The sequence below is a fragment of the Streptomyces longispororuber genome, assembly GCF_024448165.1.
GTDB lineage: Bacteria > Actinomycetota > Actinomycetes > Streptomycetales > Streptomycetaceae > Streptomyces > Streptomyces longispororuber_A.
In genome coordinates, this window is the sequence record NZ_JAMOLN010000022.1 from 1 (window position 1) to 16718 (window position 16718).

Consider the following 16718-nt stretch of genomic DNA (forward strand, 5'->3'; position numbering starts at 1 on the left):
CGCCCCTGCAGCGACACTCCCCAGCCGACCCCGTCGGCCCACGCCGCGAACTCCTTGACCCACCCCTCGGGCAGCAGCCCCCGGTCGACCACGAGATACGCGAACAGGTCCTCCGCGACCCGCTCCTTCAGCAGCCACGCCGGATCCGCGGCAGCGACCATCCGCTCCCGCACCTCCCCCAGCGGCGCACACTCCGCCGCCAGCCGGTCCGCCACCCCGGCCGCCCAGTCCGGGTCCGACACCCCGTCGACCAGCAGATGTCCCCCGTTGGCACAGATCGCGTAGGCCGGCGCGGGCCCGGGCAACCGCACCCGCCCGTACTGCTCCCGCGTCCGCGTCGTCGTGGGCACGAACACCGCACGCCGCCCCAGCTCCACCAGCATCCCGGCGGCGTCCTCGGTGACGTACGACAGGGGCTTGTGCTCGTACACCTCGACGCAGAGCAGTCGTGGTGCCTGCGCGTCGGGCATCGTCAGCCCGAGGGCGCCGGCGGAGTAGATGAGCGTACGGTCGAGATCGCTCGCGACAACGACAGGGGTCACTTCGCCGCCACCGCCCTGCCGTCCGCACCGGTCGCCCCGCGCGTGAACCGTGGATGGATCAACCCGACGCAGCTGTACGGCAGTTCACCCACCACCTCGACCGGAACCCCGCGCTGCTCCGCCAGCAGGCGCACATGGTCGAGATCGGCCCCGGCGTCCTCGCGGGCCAGGATCTTCCACGGCACCCGGCGCAGCAGCACCCGCGTCGTCTCGCCGACGCCCGGCTTGACGAGGTTCACGTCGTGGATGCCGTACTCCTCGCTGATCCGCTCCACGGCGGCCCAGCCCTCCCAGGTCGGCGTCCGGTCGGCCCCGAGCAGTTCCTTGACGTCGGCGTCGACCGTGTCACCGACCTCCGCGAACCGGTCCCGCACCGCGTCGAGGAACCGCCCCGACACATCCGCGTCCGCCAGCTCCCGGTAGAACTTGCCGCCGTGGAAGTCATCGGGACCGACCAGGTCGGCCCGGAGCACGGTGCGTGAAATCAGCCCGGACACCGTGGAGTTGAGGCAGGCCGAGGGTATGAGGAAGTCCTCGCGCGTCCCGTAGGTCCGTACGCACGATCCGGGGTCGGCGAGCACGGCGATCTCCGGGTCGAACCCGGCGGCGCCGCCGCCCTCCTCGAACTCCCGTATCGCGGCGGCGAGTTCCCGCGCGATGGCGCCCTTGCCCGTCCACCCGTCGACGAACACGACGTCCGCCGGGTCGTGGTGCGCGGCGAGCCAGCGCAGCGCGTTCGCGTCGATGCCGCGGCCGCGCACGATCGACACCGCGTAGTGCGGCAGGTCGAGGCCGTGCCGCCACTGCGCCCACCGGCGCATCAGCACGCCGACCGGAGTACCGGCCCGCGCGAGGGACACCAGCACGGGGCGCCGCGGCGACCGCTCCGCGAGCACCGTCTCGGTGACCACGCCGACGGCACGGGCGATCCGCGCGGCCGACGCGTCGAGCGCCGCGTGGAACAGCTCCTGGTACTGCTCGCTGGGCTGGTACTCGACCGGCAGCGACTCCGCGTAGTGCGCGCCCCCGCTCTGGATGGCCTCCTCGCGCTCCTCGGTGGGCGCCTCCAGCGTCACGTCCGAGAGGTCCTGGAGCAGCCAGCCGACCTCGTCGGGCGCGTACGAGGAGAAGTCGGGGCCGCGCAGCGGCTCGGGCAGGGACATGCGGGGCCTTTCACTGACGGGTACGTACGAGGGGATCACCGCGACCACGACGCGCTCGGCGTGCGCGGCCACCCGGTCCAACAGGCCGCCGGGCGCGCGGAGTTCGGCGCTGTCGCCGGCCGAGTCGAGGACGACGAGGACCGTGTCGAAGCCGCCCCCCGCCACGTTGTACGCGAAGCGGTCGCCCGGTCCGTCGGCGGGTGCGTCGTGCGCGGGGAAGACGAGGCGGGTGCGGATCGCGTAGCCGGGGTCGTCGACGGCGAGGACCGGGGAGCGGGTGGTGGTGGAGTACGCGACGTCGGCCCCGGCGGCTTCGAGCGCGGTGCCGAGGCGGAGCGGGGCGTACATCAGCTCCTCGTTGCCCAGGACGAGCACGCGGCCCCGGACGTACGGCGTGAGGCGCTCGGCCATCGCGGGCAGTGCCGCTTCGAGGCGCTCGCGGTGCGCGGGCGTGAAGCCGTGCCGGCCGCCGTCCGGGACCCCGGCAGGCCAGCCGAGCCCGTCGACGCGCACGATCTCGCCGCGCTCGCTCCGGGGTGCGGGCACGGGCGGGGCGCCCGCCTCGTGCTCGGCGACCAGCGCCTGCCCCTTCTCCAGCACCCCGTCCGGCAGCCGCACGGAGCCGCGCGCCGCCACCACGAGGTCCACCCGCGCGCCGATCTCCCGGGCGAACGCCTCCAGGCGCCCCTGGTCGTCCGGCGAGCGCATGTCGACGAGCGCGACGATGACGTAGTGGTCGCGCGCGTGCAGCGCGTGCAGGGCGCGGACGGTGTTCAGGACGGTGTTCCCCGTGGAGAACTCGTCGTCGACGAGGACCAGCGGTCCGTCGCCCGCCAGCAGCTTCGGGTCCTCGGGCAGCAGCAGGTGCGAGGTGGCGTGCGAGTGGGACTCCTCGAAGCCGCCCGCGCGCGCGACGCCCTCGACGGGGCGGCGCGTGGAGTGCAGATAGGGCGCCAGGCCGATGCCGTCGGCCACCGAGTGGCCGAGCCCCGTCGCGGTCTCCGCGTACCCGAGCACGACGGCCCGCCGTGCCGCGTCGTCGCCCAGCAACTCCCGTACCCGTACGCCCAGTTCGCACCCGGAGCGCCAGACCACCGACGGGCGCTGCGGCACGTGCTTGCCCAGCACGTTCGACACGAGCAGATGCGCGCGCTTGGGGTTGCGCCGCAGCGCGAGCCCCAGCAGCCCGGTCAGCTCCTGGTCACCGGCCAGCTCGACCCCTAGCCGCTCCGCGACCCATGTACCCGACCACACCACGTCCGCTGTATCCCTCTCGTCCCTGTCGCTGCCGTTACTGCTGTTACTGCTGTTACTGGTCCCGCTGCTGTCACGCCCGGCGCGGCTACGCACCGGGCAGTCCGGCGGTCAGCAGTTCCACGAAGCCGACGTCCTCACGGGCCACCCCGAACGCCTCCGCGCGCTGCAGGGTCCGCTCGGCCCAGGCGCGGTGCGGCTTCACTTCGTTCATCTTGTTCGTGTACGCGGACCGGAGGACTCCGCCGCCGCCCCGCTCGGGCCGCAGGATGTCCTGCGCGTCGCTGTACTCCTCGTGGCTGACGACGGACAGCGCGTGCACGGGCAGCACGTGCGAGGGGTGGATGCAGGTCTTGCCGAGCAGTCCGTTGGCCCGGTCCAGCTCGATCTCGCGCAGCAGTCCGTCCATGTCGTGCTCGATGAGCGCCTGCCGCAGTTCGTCGGCCCGCCCTTCCAGGAAGGGGCTGCGGCGCAGCTGCGGCTTGAACATCCGCTCCTGGTGGCGGAAGTACTCCCAGACCGGCCCGGTCACCGTGAAGCCGGTGCCGTCGGCCCGGCCCAGCCGGTTGACGACGTCGCCGATGACGGAGGCCACTATCTGCACGTCGTACGCCGTCATGTCGGGCGGCCTGCGCAGTCCGTACGCCGAGCAGAAGTCGGTGACGCCGAGGCGCAGCGCGAGGACGTGCTCGCGGTACTTGTCGACCGTGCGGGAGATGCCGGCCAGGGTCTCGGTGCGGGTCTCCAGGTGCAGCAGCTCCGGAGACTCCAGGACCGGCATGGCGAAGAGTCGACGTCCGGCAGGGGCTTCTGCGGCGGTGAGCGCCTCAAGGAACGGAACACCCCGCTCCTCGGTGAACTTCGGCAGTACGAATCCGGACAGCAGCGCCACGCCGGGGCCGATGCGGCGAACCAGGTCGGTGATCTGCGCCGGCTCCCGGACGCGGATGAACAGAAGCGGCGGTTCGGCGCCGGCCGCGACCCGCTCCGCGAGGTCCGCGAACTGGCGCACGAGGTTGTCCTCGGCGCCGGACACCTCGGCGTCGTCGATCGAGTCCTCCAGGCACAGCACCATGGAGACGACACCGCGTCCGGCCAGCTTGAGCACGTCGTCCGCGAGGCGCGGGCGGGTGGCCGGGCTGTAGAGCGTGGCTCCCAGCGCGGCCGCGAGCATGCGGGGCGAGGAGTCCGCGGTGAAGACCCGTGGCTCCCGGTGGAACAGGCGCTCCCGCACCTCAGGGGCGATGTGCCCGAAATGACGCATAAGACTCCCCCGGTGATGGCCCGTGGTGCGCGGCCGCTGCTCGGCCACCCGACGTGATGTGGCCGGTAATAGTACGTACAAAGGTGTGTCAAGGGTTCCCGTCTGCAATGAAATTCTGGTAACCCAGGCATGTCGTACGGCGTGTTCCGGCCGTACGCGCGCACGTCGATCCGGGCACCCCGCGTTGTCCCGACGGGCAGCGGGAAGGCAGGATGACCGCATGACGCACGCGATGCTCAAGGGGGCGAACCTCCCGCTCGACGCCACGGCGGTGCGCGCCGTGCTGCGCTGGCCCCAGGGGCCTGGCGTGCCCGACGTCGACGCCTCGGCGCTGCTGCTCGGGCCGGACGGACGCGTCCGGGACGACGAGGACTTCGTCTTCTACAACCAGCCCCGGCATCCGTCGGGCAAGGTCTGGCGGCTCGGCAAGAAGCGGGTCGCCGAGGGCCTGACCGACACCGTCCAGGCGGACCTCGCGGGCATCCCGCCGGAGATCTCCCGGATCCTGCTGGTGGCGTCGGCCGAGGACATCGAGTTCAAGTACGTGTCGTCGCTGCGCATGCTCGTGTACGACGCCGGCTCCGACGGCAGCGAGCCGCTCGCGCACTTCGACATCAAGCCGGAGACCGGCGCCGAGACGGCCCTGATCTGCGGCGAGCTGTACCGGCGCGGCGACGGCTGGCGGCTGCGCGCGGTCGGCGAGGGCTACTCGAACGGTCTGGAGGGCCTCGCCTCGGACTTCGGCATCTCGGTCGACGAGTCCACCGAGCCGGGCGCGGCGCACTCCCCGGCCCCCGCTCCGGCCTCCCCGACGCCGGTCACGGCGCCCGCGACGGCCCGGTCCGCCTTCCCGCTGCCGCCGCAGCAGCCGCCGTCCTACGGCTACCCGCCACAGCCCGCGACGCAGCCGGCCCCGCAGCAGCAGCCCGCGTACGGCTATCCGCAGCCGGTGGCGGCCGGGCCCGTGCCCGACCCGGCCTTCCGGCTGCCGCCGCAGGGCCCGCAGTTCATCGGCCGCTGACCTTGGACTTGTAGCCCCGGCCCCACTGCAGGCCCCAGCCGTACAGCCGGTCCAGCTCGGCCTGGAACCCGTACACGAACCGCACCTCGCGCCGTACCACCAGATCGCCCTTGACGTTCTCGATGGAGACGACGGCGCAGGAGCGGGCCTGCGGCTGTCGCTCGTCGAGGCTGATCTCGATGCGCGGGCCGTTGCTCGGGTACATCGTCACGACGGCGTGCGTACGGTCGAACGCCGGCGTCTGGTCGTAGATGTAGACGAAGACCAGCAGGCGCTTGATGGACTCGCGGTGATCGAGATTGACGTAGATGGTCTCGCCGGACGCCGATCCGAACCGGTCGTCCCCGCTGAGCTTCACATACGGCGGCGCGTTCAGCGCGCCGAAGAAGCTGCCCAGCGGCTGTACGACACCCTTCTCGCCGTCCACCAGCTCGTAGAGGCAGCCGAGGTCCAGGTCGACGTTGACCATGGACTGGGTGTGCGCCTGCACGACGTCCGGTTTGAACATCCGGAACGGATGCCGCACCAGACTGTTCCGCTTCGGCCCGCCGATGTCCGACGTCCGCATCCGCCAGTGCAGATTGATCCGCAGATTGCCGGTGGCCGCGCCCTGTTTGGAGAGCGACACGGCCGGGTGCCGCTTGGTGAGTTCGATGGTGTTGGTCGCCGCGCTGCCCGAATCGAACTCGAACTGCGCGGAGTTCCCGCGCCATAGCTTGTCCCAGAAGGACATCCCGCCCCCAAGTTCCGCCGCGTTCCCGTGTGTTCCCGCACCCGCCGAACATGCCGACGGGGCGGCCGGTGAGGACTCGTCCTCGTACGACCGCCCCGCTCAACAGCGTTCCAGGATTGCCCCGGGGGTCAAACCCCGGATGACACCTGGGCCTTGTCCGGACTTCCGCTTCCGCCCTCTTCGGCGGCGATCCGCCGGTTGCGCCGGACCGAGGAGAGGAACGACCAGGCGATCAGGACGACGCCGATGAGGCCGGTGATGACCTCGTTGATCTCGTACTGGATGGTGATCAGCAGCAGCACGGCGAGGGCGCCGATCGCGTAGTGCGCGCCGTGCTCCAGGTACACGTAGTCGTCCAGGGTGCCCTGGCGGACCAGGTAGACCGTGAGCGAACGGACGTACATGGCGCCGATGCCCAGACCCAGCGCCATCATCACGATGTCGTTGGTGACCGCGAAGGCGCCGATCACGCCGTCGAAGGAGAACGACGCGTCCAGGACCTCGAGGTAGAGGAACATGAAGAACGCGGCCTTGCCCGCGAGCAGCACCGCGGACGCGGGCTTGCCCTCGCGCTTGGCCTGCTCCTCGGCCTCGTGCTCGCGTTCCTCCTCTTCTTCGAGGCGGTTCTCGAAGAAGCTGGAGAGGCCGCCGACGATGAGGTAGGTGATCAGACCGCCGACGCCGGCGAGCAGGACCGTCGCCTGCTTGTCGACGTGCACGCCGCCGTGCTGGTGGGCGTGGACCGCGACCGTCATGGAGGCGACGAGCAGCACGATCAGGGCGATGCAGACCGACAGCATGTCGACCTTGCCGAGCTTGGCCAGCGGCCGCTCGATCCAGCGCAGCCACTGGATGTCCCGCTCCTCGAAGACGAAGTCGAGGAAGATCATCAGCAGGAACATGCCACCGAACGCGGCGATGGACGGGTGCGCGTCCGTGACCAGCTGCTGGTAGCGGTCCGGCTGGTTGAAGGCGAGGTCGACCGCTTCGACCGGGCCCATCTTGGCGCTGATCGCGACGATCACGACCGGGAAGACCAGCCGCATGCCGAACACGGCGATCAGCACGCCGACCGTCAGGAAGATCTTCTGCCAGAAGGCATTCATCTTCTTCAGGACCCCGGCGTTGACGACCGCGTTGTCGAACGACAGCGAGATCTCCAGGATGGCGAGGATCGCGACGACACCGAACGCGGCCCAACCGTCGTAGAACACCGCCGCGATCAACCCGAGCACGGTGACCGCGAACGACCAACCGAAGGTTTTCAGGACCACTGCCTACCCCATCGTGTGTACGGGTTTCCCCGTGCTGGTTGTACGGGGCTCCCCCGCTCCGTGCACGGCTTGAGAAACGCTTTAGGAAACGTTGACTCCGAAGTCTAGAGCGATGCCGCGGAGGCCGGACGCGTACCCCTGGCCGACCGCACGGAACTTCCACTCGCCGCCGTACCTGTACACCTCGCCGAAGATCATCGCCGTCTCGGTGGAGGCGTCCTCGGAGAGGTCGTAGCGGGCGAGCTCCTGGCCGTCCGCCTGGTTCACGACCCGGATGAACGCGTTGCTGACCTGACCGAAGGTCTGGCCGCGGTTGTCCGCGTCATGGATCGACACGGGAAAGATGATCTTGTCGCAGGTCGCCGGCACCTTGGAGAGGTCGATCAGGAGCGACTCGTCGTCGCCGTCGCCCTCACCCGTGAGGTTGTCCCCCGTGTGCTCGACCGAACCGTCGGGGCTCTTCAGCTGGTTGTAGAAGATGAACCACTCGTCGCCCATGACCCGGCCGCCGCTGCACAGCAGCGCACTGGCGTCCAGATCGAAGTCGGCTCCGGTGGTGGAGCGTGCGTCCCAGCCGAGCCCGACAAGGACCTGGGTGAGATTCGGTGCGGCCTTGGAGAGGGAGACATTGCCTCCCTTGGCGAGCGTGACGCCCATGATCGTGGTCCTCCCCGGGGTTGGGCACTGCTGTTCTTGAGCGCGTCCGGCGCCGCACTGCTTCGAGTGCGGCGCCGGACGGATGAGCGGGGTGCTGGGCTACGGCTCAGACGTTGACGCCGAAGTCCTGCGCGATGCCGCGCAGACCCGACGCGTAGCCCTGGCCGACGGCACGGAACTTCCACTCCGCGCCGTTGCGGTACAGCTCACCGAAGACCATGGCGGTCTCGGTGGAGGCGTCCTCGGAGAGGTCGTAGCGGGCGATCTCGGCGCCGCCCGTCTGGTTCACGACGCGGATGAACGCGTTGCGCACCTGGCCGAAGGACTGCTGGCGGTTCTCCGCGTCGTAGATCGAGACCGGAAAAACGATCTTGTCCACGTCGGCCGGGACCGTCGCGAGGTTGACCTTGACCTGCTCGTCGTCGCCCTCGCCCTCACCGGTGAGGTTGTCACCGGTGTGCTCGACCGAGCCGTCGGCGCTCTTCAGGTTGTTGAAGAACACGAAGTCCTGGTCGTTGCGGACCTTGCCCTCCGCGTTCGTCAGGATGGCGCTGGCGTCGAGGTCGAAGTCCGTACCGGTGGTGGTCCGGACGTCCCAACCCAGGCCCACGACGACCGCCGTGAGGCCAGGGGCCTCCTTGCTCAGCGATACGTTGCCGCCCTTGCTGAGGCTGACTCCCACGAGTCCTCCCTATGGTCTGTAGGGGCGGGGAGCCCCGTAGTGCGTTGGCATCGGATCAACGTCTGGATCCTAGTGACGGGTTCCCGCCCCCGGCGAGGCTTCTCACCGGGTGTCGAGTCACAGGGCGTCGATCGCCTTGACGTACTCGTTCAGGTCGCGGGCGTCCGGCAGGCCGTTCACGACGGTCCAGCGGACCACGCCCTCCTTGTCGATGATGAAGGTGCCGCGCACCGCGCAGCCCTTCTCCTCGTCGAAGACACCGTAGGCACGCGAGGTCTCGCCGTGCGGCCAGAAGTCGCTGAGCAGCGGGTACTCGAGGCCCTCCTGCTCGGCGAAGACACGCAGCGTGAACGGGGAGTCGTTCGAGACGGCGAGCAGCTGCACGTCGTCGTTGACGAATTGGGGCAGCTCGTCGCGGAGCGCGCACAGCTCACCGGTGCACACCCCGGTGAAAGCGAACGGGTAGAAGAGCAGCACCACGTTCTTCTCGCCGCGGAAGTCCGAGAGCCGCACGGTCTCACCGTGCTGGTTCTTGAGCTCGAACTCCGGAGCCTTGGTGCCGACCTCGATCGCCATGGTGGAAGCTTCCCTTCGGTGGGGCTGTTCGGGTGGCTTCAGCCTAGTTGGCGCCGGGGCGCCGGCGTTCTCCAGGTGGCCGCTCACCGCGCCGTGAACGCACACGAGGCCTCCGCGTGGCGCGCAAGAGCGCACCCGCGAAGGCCTCGCATGGGGATACCGGTTCCGCCGGAGAGCTACCGCTTCTTGGCGGCCCCCTTCGGCGTGATGAGCCGACTGCCGTTCCAGTCCTTGCCCGCGTTGATGCTCTTGGTCTGCGAGAGTCCGGCGGTGGTGGCGGCCTCGCCGAGCTCGCTGGGCTCGACGTAGCCGTCACGCCCGGTCTTCGGCGTCAGGAGAAGGATGGAACCGCCCTCCTCCATGTACGCGATGGCATCCACCAGAGCATCGGTCAGGTCCCCGTCGTCCTCGCGGAACCAGAGCACCACGGCATCAGCCACGTCGTCATAGTCCTCGTCGACGAGCTCGGTACCTGTGGCCTGCTCAATGGCCTCACGGAGCTCCTGATCGGCGTCGTCGTCGTAGCCGATCTCCTGGACCACCATGTCGGGCTGGAAACCGAGCCTTACGGCAAGGTTCGTCTCCGCGTGGTCCGCGGTCGCGCTCACGGATTGCCTCCTGATCATGTTTACGAAGTTGTCTGCAGCCCCGCGTACGCGCGGAGCGTTGGCCGTAGTCCACACGTGCGCGACGGATCGCGCAAGTACCCGGCCCCCGAGACCGCCGAAACGGTGACGTTCCAGGCGGTGTCACCGCAACTCCAGTCAAGGATCCCCGCAGGCCAGTGATGTATGCCACAGCGATCTGCCGGGTTTGCCCGTACTGACCCGGACACCCAGCGTAACGAGGGTCGGGCGACCCCGCAGAACACCTGAGCGACATGGGCGTATCGTTGCGATTTGTTCGTAACCCTCTCATGGGTCACCCGCCGGCCGTCCCGTTTACCTCTCGGTAGAGATGACGATTCCGATTTCGAGGTACACGATGGACAACGGCGTACCCGACAGTGGAACAGTGGCATCACCGACAGTGAAGGAACAGCGTGGCTTCCGGATCCGATCGCAACCCGATCATCATTGGCGGTCTTCCCAGTCAGGTCCCTGACTTCGATCCAGAAGAGACTCAGGAATGGCTCGACTCCCTTGACGCCGCGGTCGACGAACGCGGCCGCGAGCGGGCCCGCTACCTGATGCTCCGACTGATCGAGCGGGCCCGTGAGAAGCGCGTGGCCGTGCCCGAGATGCGCAGCACGGACTACATCAACACGATCGCCACCAAGGACGAGCCCTTCTTCCCCGGCAACGAGGAGATCGAGCGCAAGGTCCTCAACGCGACGCGGTGGAACGCCGCGGTGATGGTCTCCCGCGCCCAGCGCCCCGGCATCGGCGTCGGCGGCCACATCGCCACCTTCGCCTCGTCGGCGTCGCTCTACGACGTGGGCTTCAACCACTTCTTCCGCGGCAAGGACGAGGGAGACGGCGGCGACCAGATCTTCTTCCAGGGCCACGCCTCGCCCGGCATCTACGCCCGCGCGTACCTCCTGGACCGGCTCACCGAGGACCAGCTCGACGCCTTCCGCCAGGAGAAGTCGAAGGCGCCCAACGGCCTTTCGTCGTACCCGCACCCGCGTCTGATGCCGGACTTCTGGGAGTTCCCGACCGTCTCGATGGGCCTCGGCCCGCTCGGCGCGATCTTCCAGGCCCGGATGAACCGCTACATGGAGGCGCGCGGCATCGCCGACACCTCCAAGTCGCAGGTGTGGGCCTTCCTCGGCGACGGCGAGATGGACGAGCCCGAGTCCCTCGGCCAGCTCTCCATCGCCGCCCGCGAGGGCCTCGACAACCTCACCTTCGTCGTGAACTGCAATCTGCAGCGCCTCGACGGCCCGGTGCGCGGCAACGGCAAGATCATCCAGGAGCTGGAGTCCCAGTTCCGCGGCGCCGGCTGGAACGTCATCAAGCTGGTGTGGGACCGCAGTTGGGACCCGCTGCTCGCCCAGGACCGCGACGGCGTCCTGGTCAACAGGCTGAACACGACGCCCGACGGCCAGTTCCAGACGTACGCCACCGAGCCCGGCTCGTACATCCGCCAGCACTTCTTCGGCGACGACCACCGGCTGCGCGCCATGGTCGAGGGCATGACCGACGACCAGATCCTCCACCTGGGCCGCGGCGGCCACGACCACAAGAAGATCTTCGCGGCGTTCACCGCGGCCAAGGAGCACAAGGGCCAGCCGACGGTCATCCTGGCGCAGACGGTCAAGGGCTGGACGCTGGGCCCGAACTTCGAGGGCCGCAACGCCACGCACCAGATGAAGAAGCTCACGGTCGCCGACCTGAAGGGCTTCCGCGACCGGCTGCACATCCCGATCACGGATGCCCAGCTCGAGGGCGGCGCCCCGCCGTACTACCACCCGGGCCGCGACTCCGAAGAGATCCAGTACATGCACGACCGCCGCAAGGCGCTGGGCGGGTACGTCCCGACCCGGGTCGTGCGCTCCAAGGCGCTGCAGCTCCCGGACGACAAGACGTACGCGGGTGTGAAGAAGGGTTCGGGCCAGCAGTCGATCGCCACGACGATGGCGTTCGTCCGGCTCCTCAAGGACCTGATGCGGGACAAGGAGATCGGCAAGCGCTTCGTGCTGATCGCCCCCGACGAGTACCGCACCTTCGGTATGGACTCCTTCTTCCCGAGCGCGAAGATCTACAACCCGCTCGGCCAGCAGTACGAGTCCGTGGACCGTGAACTCCTGCTCGCCTACAAGGAGTCGCCGACCGGCCAGATGCTGCACGACGGCATCTCGGAGGCGGGCTGCACGGCATCGCTGATCGCCGCGGGCTCGGCCTACGCGACGCACGGCGAGCCGCTGATCCCGGTCTACGTCTTCTACTCGATGTTCGGCTTCCAGCGCACCGGCGACCAGTTCTGGCAGATGGCCGACCAGCTGGCGCGCGGCTTCGTCCTCGGCGCCACCGCGGGCCGTACGACGCTGACCGGCGAGGGCCTCCAGCACGCCGACGGCCACTCCCAGCTGCTGGCGTCGACGAACCCGGCCTGCGTCGCCTACGACCCGGCGTACGCCTACGAGATCGCGCACATCGTCAAGGACGGTCTGCGCCGGATGTACGGCCCGGACAGCGAGGACGTCTTCTACTACCTGACCGTCTACAACGAGCCGATCCAGCATCCGGCGGAGCCGGCCGACGTCGACGTCGAGGGCATCCTCAAGGGCATCCACCGCATCAGTACCGGGACTTCGGGCACGATCCCCGCCCAGATCATGGCGTCGGGCGTCGGTGTCCCGTGGGCCCTGGAGGCCCAGCAGATCCTGGCGCAGGAGTGGAACGTGCGGGCCGACGTGTGGTCCGCGACCTCGTGGAACGAACTGCGCCGCGAGGCAGTGGAAGTAGAGCGCCACAACCTGCTGCACCCCGAGGAGGAGCAGCGCACGCCCTACGTCACGCAGAAGCTGTCCGGCGCGCAGGGCCCGTTCGTCGCGGTCTCCGACTGGATGCGGTCCGTGCCGGACCAGATCTCCCGCTGGGTGCCGGGCACGTACCAGTCGCTGGGCGCCGACGGCTTCGGCTTCGCGGACACCCGGGGCGCCGCGCGCCGCTTCTTCCACATCGACGCGCAGTCGGTCGTGGTCGCGGTCCTCACGGAGCTCGCGCGTGAGGGCAAGGTCGACCGCTCGGTCCTGAAGCAGGCCATCGACCGGTACCAGCTGCTCGACGTCACGGCCGCCGATCCCGGCGCGGCCGGCGGCGACGCCTGACGCGTCCTTCCCCGGAGGGCGGCGGGACCTGTGGTCCCGCCGCCCTCCGGCTTTTCCTACGATGCGCCCATGAAGGAGCAACCGGCACGGATCCGATGGGAGCGGCGCTCGCAGCGACCGCTGCTCGCGCTCGCCCTGGTCTTCGGCGTCGCCTACGCGGTCCCCATCGTCCGGCCGGACGCCTCGCACGCCGTCAACCAGGCGTGCGCCGTCGTGGAGTGGGTGGTGTGGGGCGCTTTCGCCCTCGACTACGTCGTCCGGCTCTTCCTCGCCCAGGACCGTAGGCACTTCGTGCGCTCGCACCCGCTCGACCTCCTTGCCGTGGTGCTCCCTCTGGCGCAGCCCCTGCGGCTGCTGCGTGTGGTGTCGACGCTGCTCCTGGTGGGCCGGCGGGCCCGCATGGCGGAGCAGATAAGGCTGACGACGTACGTCGCCGGTGCTGTGGTGGGCCTGTTGATGTTCGGCTCACTGGCGGTGCTCTCGGTGGAGCGGGACTCGCCGAACGGCAACATCAAGACGCTGGGCGACGCCGTCTGGTGGTCGTTCACCACGATGACGACGGTCGGCTACGGCGATCACGCGCCCACGACGGGCATGGGCCGGGCGCTCGCGGTGGGTCTGATGCTGTCCGGCATCGCACTGCTCGGTGTGGTCACCGCCAACATCGCGGCATGGTTCATCTCCCGGTTCGAGAAGGACGACGCGGAGGAGCGTCGCCAGACTGAGGCGATCGAGGCGCTCGCACAGGAAGTACGGGCGCTGCGGGCCCAGGTGGCGGTGCTGTCGGGGCAGCCAGTGCTGTCGGGGCAGTCGGGGCAGCTAGGGCCGCCGGGATCATCTGAGGTGTCTGAGGCAGCCGAGGAGGTGTCTGGGGTGCCTGGCCTGGCAGGTCAGCCGGGAACGGTGGACCTGCCAGGAACGGTGGACCGGCCGGGAACGGTGGACCGGTCAGGGACGGTGGACCGGCCGGGGACGGCTTCCTCGCTCGCGGCCTCGGGCGAGCCGGGCGTGCCGCACCCCAATCCGGGTGCGACCGTGGACAGCCCCGGGAACTGACCCGGGGCTGCCTCGAGTTGACCGCTCGGAACGGTCAGCGGCTCGCGCTCAGAACAGTCCTCCCGCGGCGGAGCCGGCCGCCGAGGCCAGCCAGACGATCGCGAGCAGGGTCTCGATCGCGCCGAGCACGACCGCGACGAGGGCCGGCACCGACTTCGTACCGGTCCAACGACGGCCCATGGCCAGCCAGCCGCAGACGACGGCGACCGGTCCCAGCACGATCCCCAGGACGAAGAGCCCTGCGATCGCGCAGACGAGGCCGATGATTCCGAGCGACGCGCGGTCCGGCCCGGTCCGTGACCCGGTACGGCCACGTGAGCGGGGGTGCTTGCGCGTGGTATGTCCGAAGCCCGCCATCATCACTCCCTGAGTTCGTCCGGACTCGGGCGATGCTTCGGGTACCCCCGCTTTCCGCGGTCTACCGCGTGGGCCGCCGCTTATTGCGCGACGCCCTCCGTCATCTCTCCCAGACCTTGAACGCCCGCGCCCGGTACGGCGATTCGGGCTCCCAGGTACCGCTGCCGGGATAGGTCTGGAACTCCCCGGTCTCCGCGCACTCCGCGGACTGGTACGTGGTCACGGGACGGCCGGTTCGATTGGCGAGGGACGCCGCGCTGCTCCCCTCCGGCAGCGCGACGCAACTCTCGATGTCGATCCCGGACAGCTCATAGCTGTGCCGTTGCCCCTTGAACCCGGTCTTGCTCCAGAGACACAACTCCCCCGCCGCGCAGTTGCCGAGCGTCGGTGGCGCCGCCGCGGTGGCGAGGCCGGGAGTGAGGGCCACCGCGGCGAGTGCGGCAGCGGCGACGGTGATGGGCATGGATGTACGCATGTGCTTCAACCCCCGTGTCGTATCGACCAGTTGCGTTCGCGACTGATCACTTGCCTGACACTCTGGCCCGGAAGATCTGGTTCCGGGAAGGGTCGCCGAGCGACGTCACCCGGATAAGCGAAAGCCCCCGGATAGTTCCCCGGGGGCTTCCCTCACAAGGGCGGTTTCAGCGCCCTGTCCACGACTTAAAGACGTGCGTCCGGCGCCGCGATCCGGCGGCCCCGACGGGCGTCCGTCCGCCGTCAGATGTGCGCGGCGCCCGCGCCCGCCTCGGCGTTCTCACCGCGCTTGGTGAGCAGCGCGACGAGGACGGCGACGACCGCGACACCGGCAGCGACCAGGCAGGCCAGGCTCATGCCGGAGATGAAGGTGTCGTGCGCGACGTCCGTGATCTTCCCGGCGATGGCCGCCGGAGTGTTCGGCGGGACGGGCGGGACGCCGACCTGGACGGCCTCGGACGCCTGGTCCAACTGGGCCTCCGTGAGCGGCGGGAGCTTGGCGTCCGCCCAGTTCCCGGCGAGGTCGTTGTCGACCTTCGACGCCATCACGGCACCGAGCACGGCGGTGCCGAGGCTGCCGCCGATCTGCATCGCGGCCTGCTGGAGCCCGCCGGCCACGCCGGACAGCTCCATCGGCGCGTTGCCCACGATGACCTCGGTGGCACCGACCATCACGGGCGCGAGGCCGAGGCCCAGCAGGGCGAACCAGACGGACATGATGGCGCTGCCGGTGCCCGCCTCGAGCGTGGACATGCCGTACATCGCGACGGCCGTGCACGCCATGCCGCCCGCGAGCGGAATGCGCGGGCCGACCTTCGTGATCATCGCGCCCGCGAGCGGCGAGGCGACGATCATCATGCCGGTCAGCGGGAGCAGGTGCAGACCGCTGTCGATCGGGCTCATGCCGTGCACGTTCTGCAGGTAGAAGGTGACGAAGAACAGGCCGCCCATGAACGCGATGGCCATCAGCACCATGAGGACCACACCGGCCGACAGCGGCACGGAGCGGAACAGGCCCAGCGGGATGAGCGGCTCGGCGACCCGTGTCTCCCACACCGCGAACAGGGCGAAGCACAGCACCGACGCGGCGATGAACGTCCACGTCATGCCGTCGCCCCAGCCCCACGCCGGCGCCTTGATGAGGGCCCACACGAGACAGAACATCGCACCGGACAGCAGCGCGATGCCGGGTATGTCGAACGACCTCGGCGCGTTCTCCGCCCGGTGGTCGAGGAGGATGGCGAGCCCGAGTCCGAGGGCGAGGACGCCGACGGGCACGTTGATGAAGAAGACGGACTGCCAGCTGACGTGCTCGACGAGCACACCGCCGAGGATCGGACCACCGGCGGTCGAGGCGCCGATCACCATGCCCCAGATGCCGATCGCCATGTTCAGCTTCTCGGCGGGGAACGTGGCCCGCAGCAGGCCGAGCGCGGCGGGCATGAGCAGCGCGCCGAACAGGCCCTGGAACACGCGGAACGTGATCACGAACGCGATGCTGTCGGACAGGCCGATGGCCCCCGACGCGGCGGCGAAGCCGACCACACCGATGAGGAAGGTCTGCCGGTGGCCGAACCGGTCGCCGAGCTTGCCCGCGGTGATCAGCGTGACCGCGAGGGCGAGGAAGTAGCCGTTGGTGATCCACTGGACGTCGGCGAAGCTCGCGCCGAGGTCCTTCTGAATGGCCGGGTTGGCGATGGCGACGATGGTGCCGTCGAGGGCGACCATCATGACGCCGATCGCGACGGAGAAGAGAGTCAACCAGGGGTGGCCGCGCAGCCCCTTGGCCGGTGCCGGGACAGGCTCGGGCTCCGGAACCCGGTCCGCCTTGTCGACAGTGGTCTGACTAGTCATGTGTTCGAGGCTAGTGACAGCTACTGACAGTTGACA

At 69.5% G+C, this 16718-nt stretch carries 14 protein-coding genes and 1 pseudogene; 3 read left to right on the forward strand and 12 right to left on the reverse strand.

The window, feature by feature from the left end; genetic code table 11:
* The 3 genes from M4J07_RS08895 to M4J07_RS08905 form a co-directional block, all read right to left on the reverse strand.
* On the reverse strand, positions 1-542 hold a 542-nt coding region (locus M4J07_RS08895), incomplete at its 3' end, for an HAD family hydrolase (protein WP_255969264.1).
* Complete coding sequence (locus tag M4J07_RS08900) at positions 539-2962, reverse strand: phosphoribosyltransferase (RefSeq protein ID WP_255969267.1); 2424 nt, start codon at positions 2960-2962, stop codon at positions 539-541. The genes M4J07_RS08895 and M4J07_RS08900, both read right to left, overlap by 4 nt.
* An 85-nt stretch (positions 2963-3047) precedes the next feature.
* On the reverse strand, positions 3048-4223 hold the full coding sequence (locus M4J07_RS08905) for an HpcH/HpaI aldolase/citrate lyase family protein (protein WP_255969270.1): 1176 nt from the start codon (positions 4221-4223) through the stop codon (positions 3048-3050).
* 220 nt (positions 4224-4443) lie between these two features.
* Here M4J07_RS08905 and M4J07_RS08910 point away from each other — a divergent pair, with 220 nt between their 5' ends.
* Positions 4444-5244, forward strand: coding sequence for a TerD family protein (locus tag M4J07_RS08910; RefSeq protein ID WP_255969273.1), 801 nt, complete (start codon positions 4444-4446; stop codon positions 5242-5244).
* Here the strand turns inward: M4J07_RS08910 and M4J07_RS08915 are convergent.
* From M4J07_RS08915 to M4J07_RS08940, 6 genes are all read right to left on the reverse strand, one after another.
* Positions 5231-5977, reverse strand: coding sequence for a TerD family protein (locus M4J07_RS08915; RefSeq protein ID WP_255969275.1), 747 nt, complete (start codon positions 5975-5977; stop codon positions 5231-5233). The two genes, M4J07_RS08910 and M4J07_RS08915, sit on opposite strands and share 14 nt — an antisense overlap.
* Before the next feature lie 128 nt (positions 5978-6105).
* Positions 6106-7251, reverse strand: coding sequence for a DUF475 domain-containing protein (locus tag M4J07_RS08920; protein WP_255969277.1), 1146 nt, complete (start codon positions 7249-7251; stop codon positions 6106-6108).
* An 81-nt stretch (positions 7252-7332) separates the two neighbouring features.
* Positions 7333-7908 (reverse strand): TerD family protein, encoded by a 576-nt coding sequence (locus M4J07_RS08925; RefSeq protein ID WP_255969279.1) that lies wholly within the window; start codon positions 7906-7908, stop codon positions 7333-7335.
* A gap of 106 nt (positions 7909-8014) precedes the next feature.
* Positions 8015-8590, reverse strand: a complete 576-nt coding sequence (locus tag M4J07_RS08930) for a TerD family protein (protein ID WP_255969281.1) — start codon at positions 8588-8590, stop codon at positions 8015-8017.
* 117 nt (positions 8591-8707) lie between these two features.
* Positions 8708-9166: a peroxiredoxin gene (locus tag M4J07_RS08935; protein WP_255969283.1), complete on the reverse strand. Its 459-nt coding sequence runs from the start codon at positions 9164-9166 to the stop codon at positions 8708-8710.
* Between the two features lie 176 nt (positions 9167-9342).
* Positions 9343-9774, reverse strand: coding sequence for a DUF3052 domain-containing protein (locus tag M4J07_RS08940; RefSeq protein WP_255969285.1), 432 nt, complete (start codon positions 9772-9774; stop codon positions 9343-9345).
* A gap of 434 nt (positions 9775-10208) precedes the next feature.
* Between M4J07_RS08940 and aceE the strand changes: the two genes are divergently transcribed.
* Positions 10209-12941 carry a pyruvate dehydrogenase (acetyl-transferring), homodimeric type gene (gene aceE / locus M4J07_RS08945; RefSeq protein WP_255969287.1) on the forward strand — a complete coding sequence of 911 codons (2733 nt, stop codon included), beginning with the start codon at positions 10209-10211 and terminating at the stop codon, positions 12939-12941.
* A 69-nt stretch (positions 12942-13010) separates the two neighbouring features.
* Positions 13011-13731: pseudogene (locus M4J07_RS08950) on the forward strand (potassium channel family protein); the annotation flags it as partial.
* Positions 13732-14045: 314 nt separating this feature from the next.
* Here the strand turns inward: M4J07_RS08950 and M4J07_RS08955 are convergent.
* From M4J07_RS08955 to M4J07_RS08965, 3 genes are all read right to left on the reverse strand, one after another.
* Complete coding sequence (locus tag M4J07_RS08955) at positions 14046-14357, reverse strand: small hydrophobic protein (RefSeq protein WP_255969289.1); 312 nt, start codon at positions 14355-14357, stop codon at positions 14046-14048.
* Positions 14358-14454: 97 nt separating this feature from the next.
* Complete coding sequence (locus M4J07_RS08960; RefSeq protein ID WP_255969291.1) at positions 14455-14817, reverse strand: peptidase inhibitor family I36 protein; 363 nt, start codon at positions 14815-14817, stop codon at positions 14455-14457.
* Between the two features lie 254 nt (positions 14818-15071).
* Complete coding sequence (locus M4J07_RS08965) at positions 15072-16682, reverse strand: MFS transporter (protein WP_255969293.1); 1611 nt, start codon at positions 16680-16682, stop codon at positions 15072-15074.
* Positions 16683-16718 lie beyond the last annotated feature (36 nt).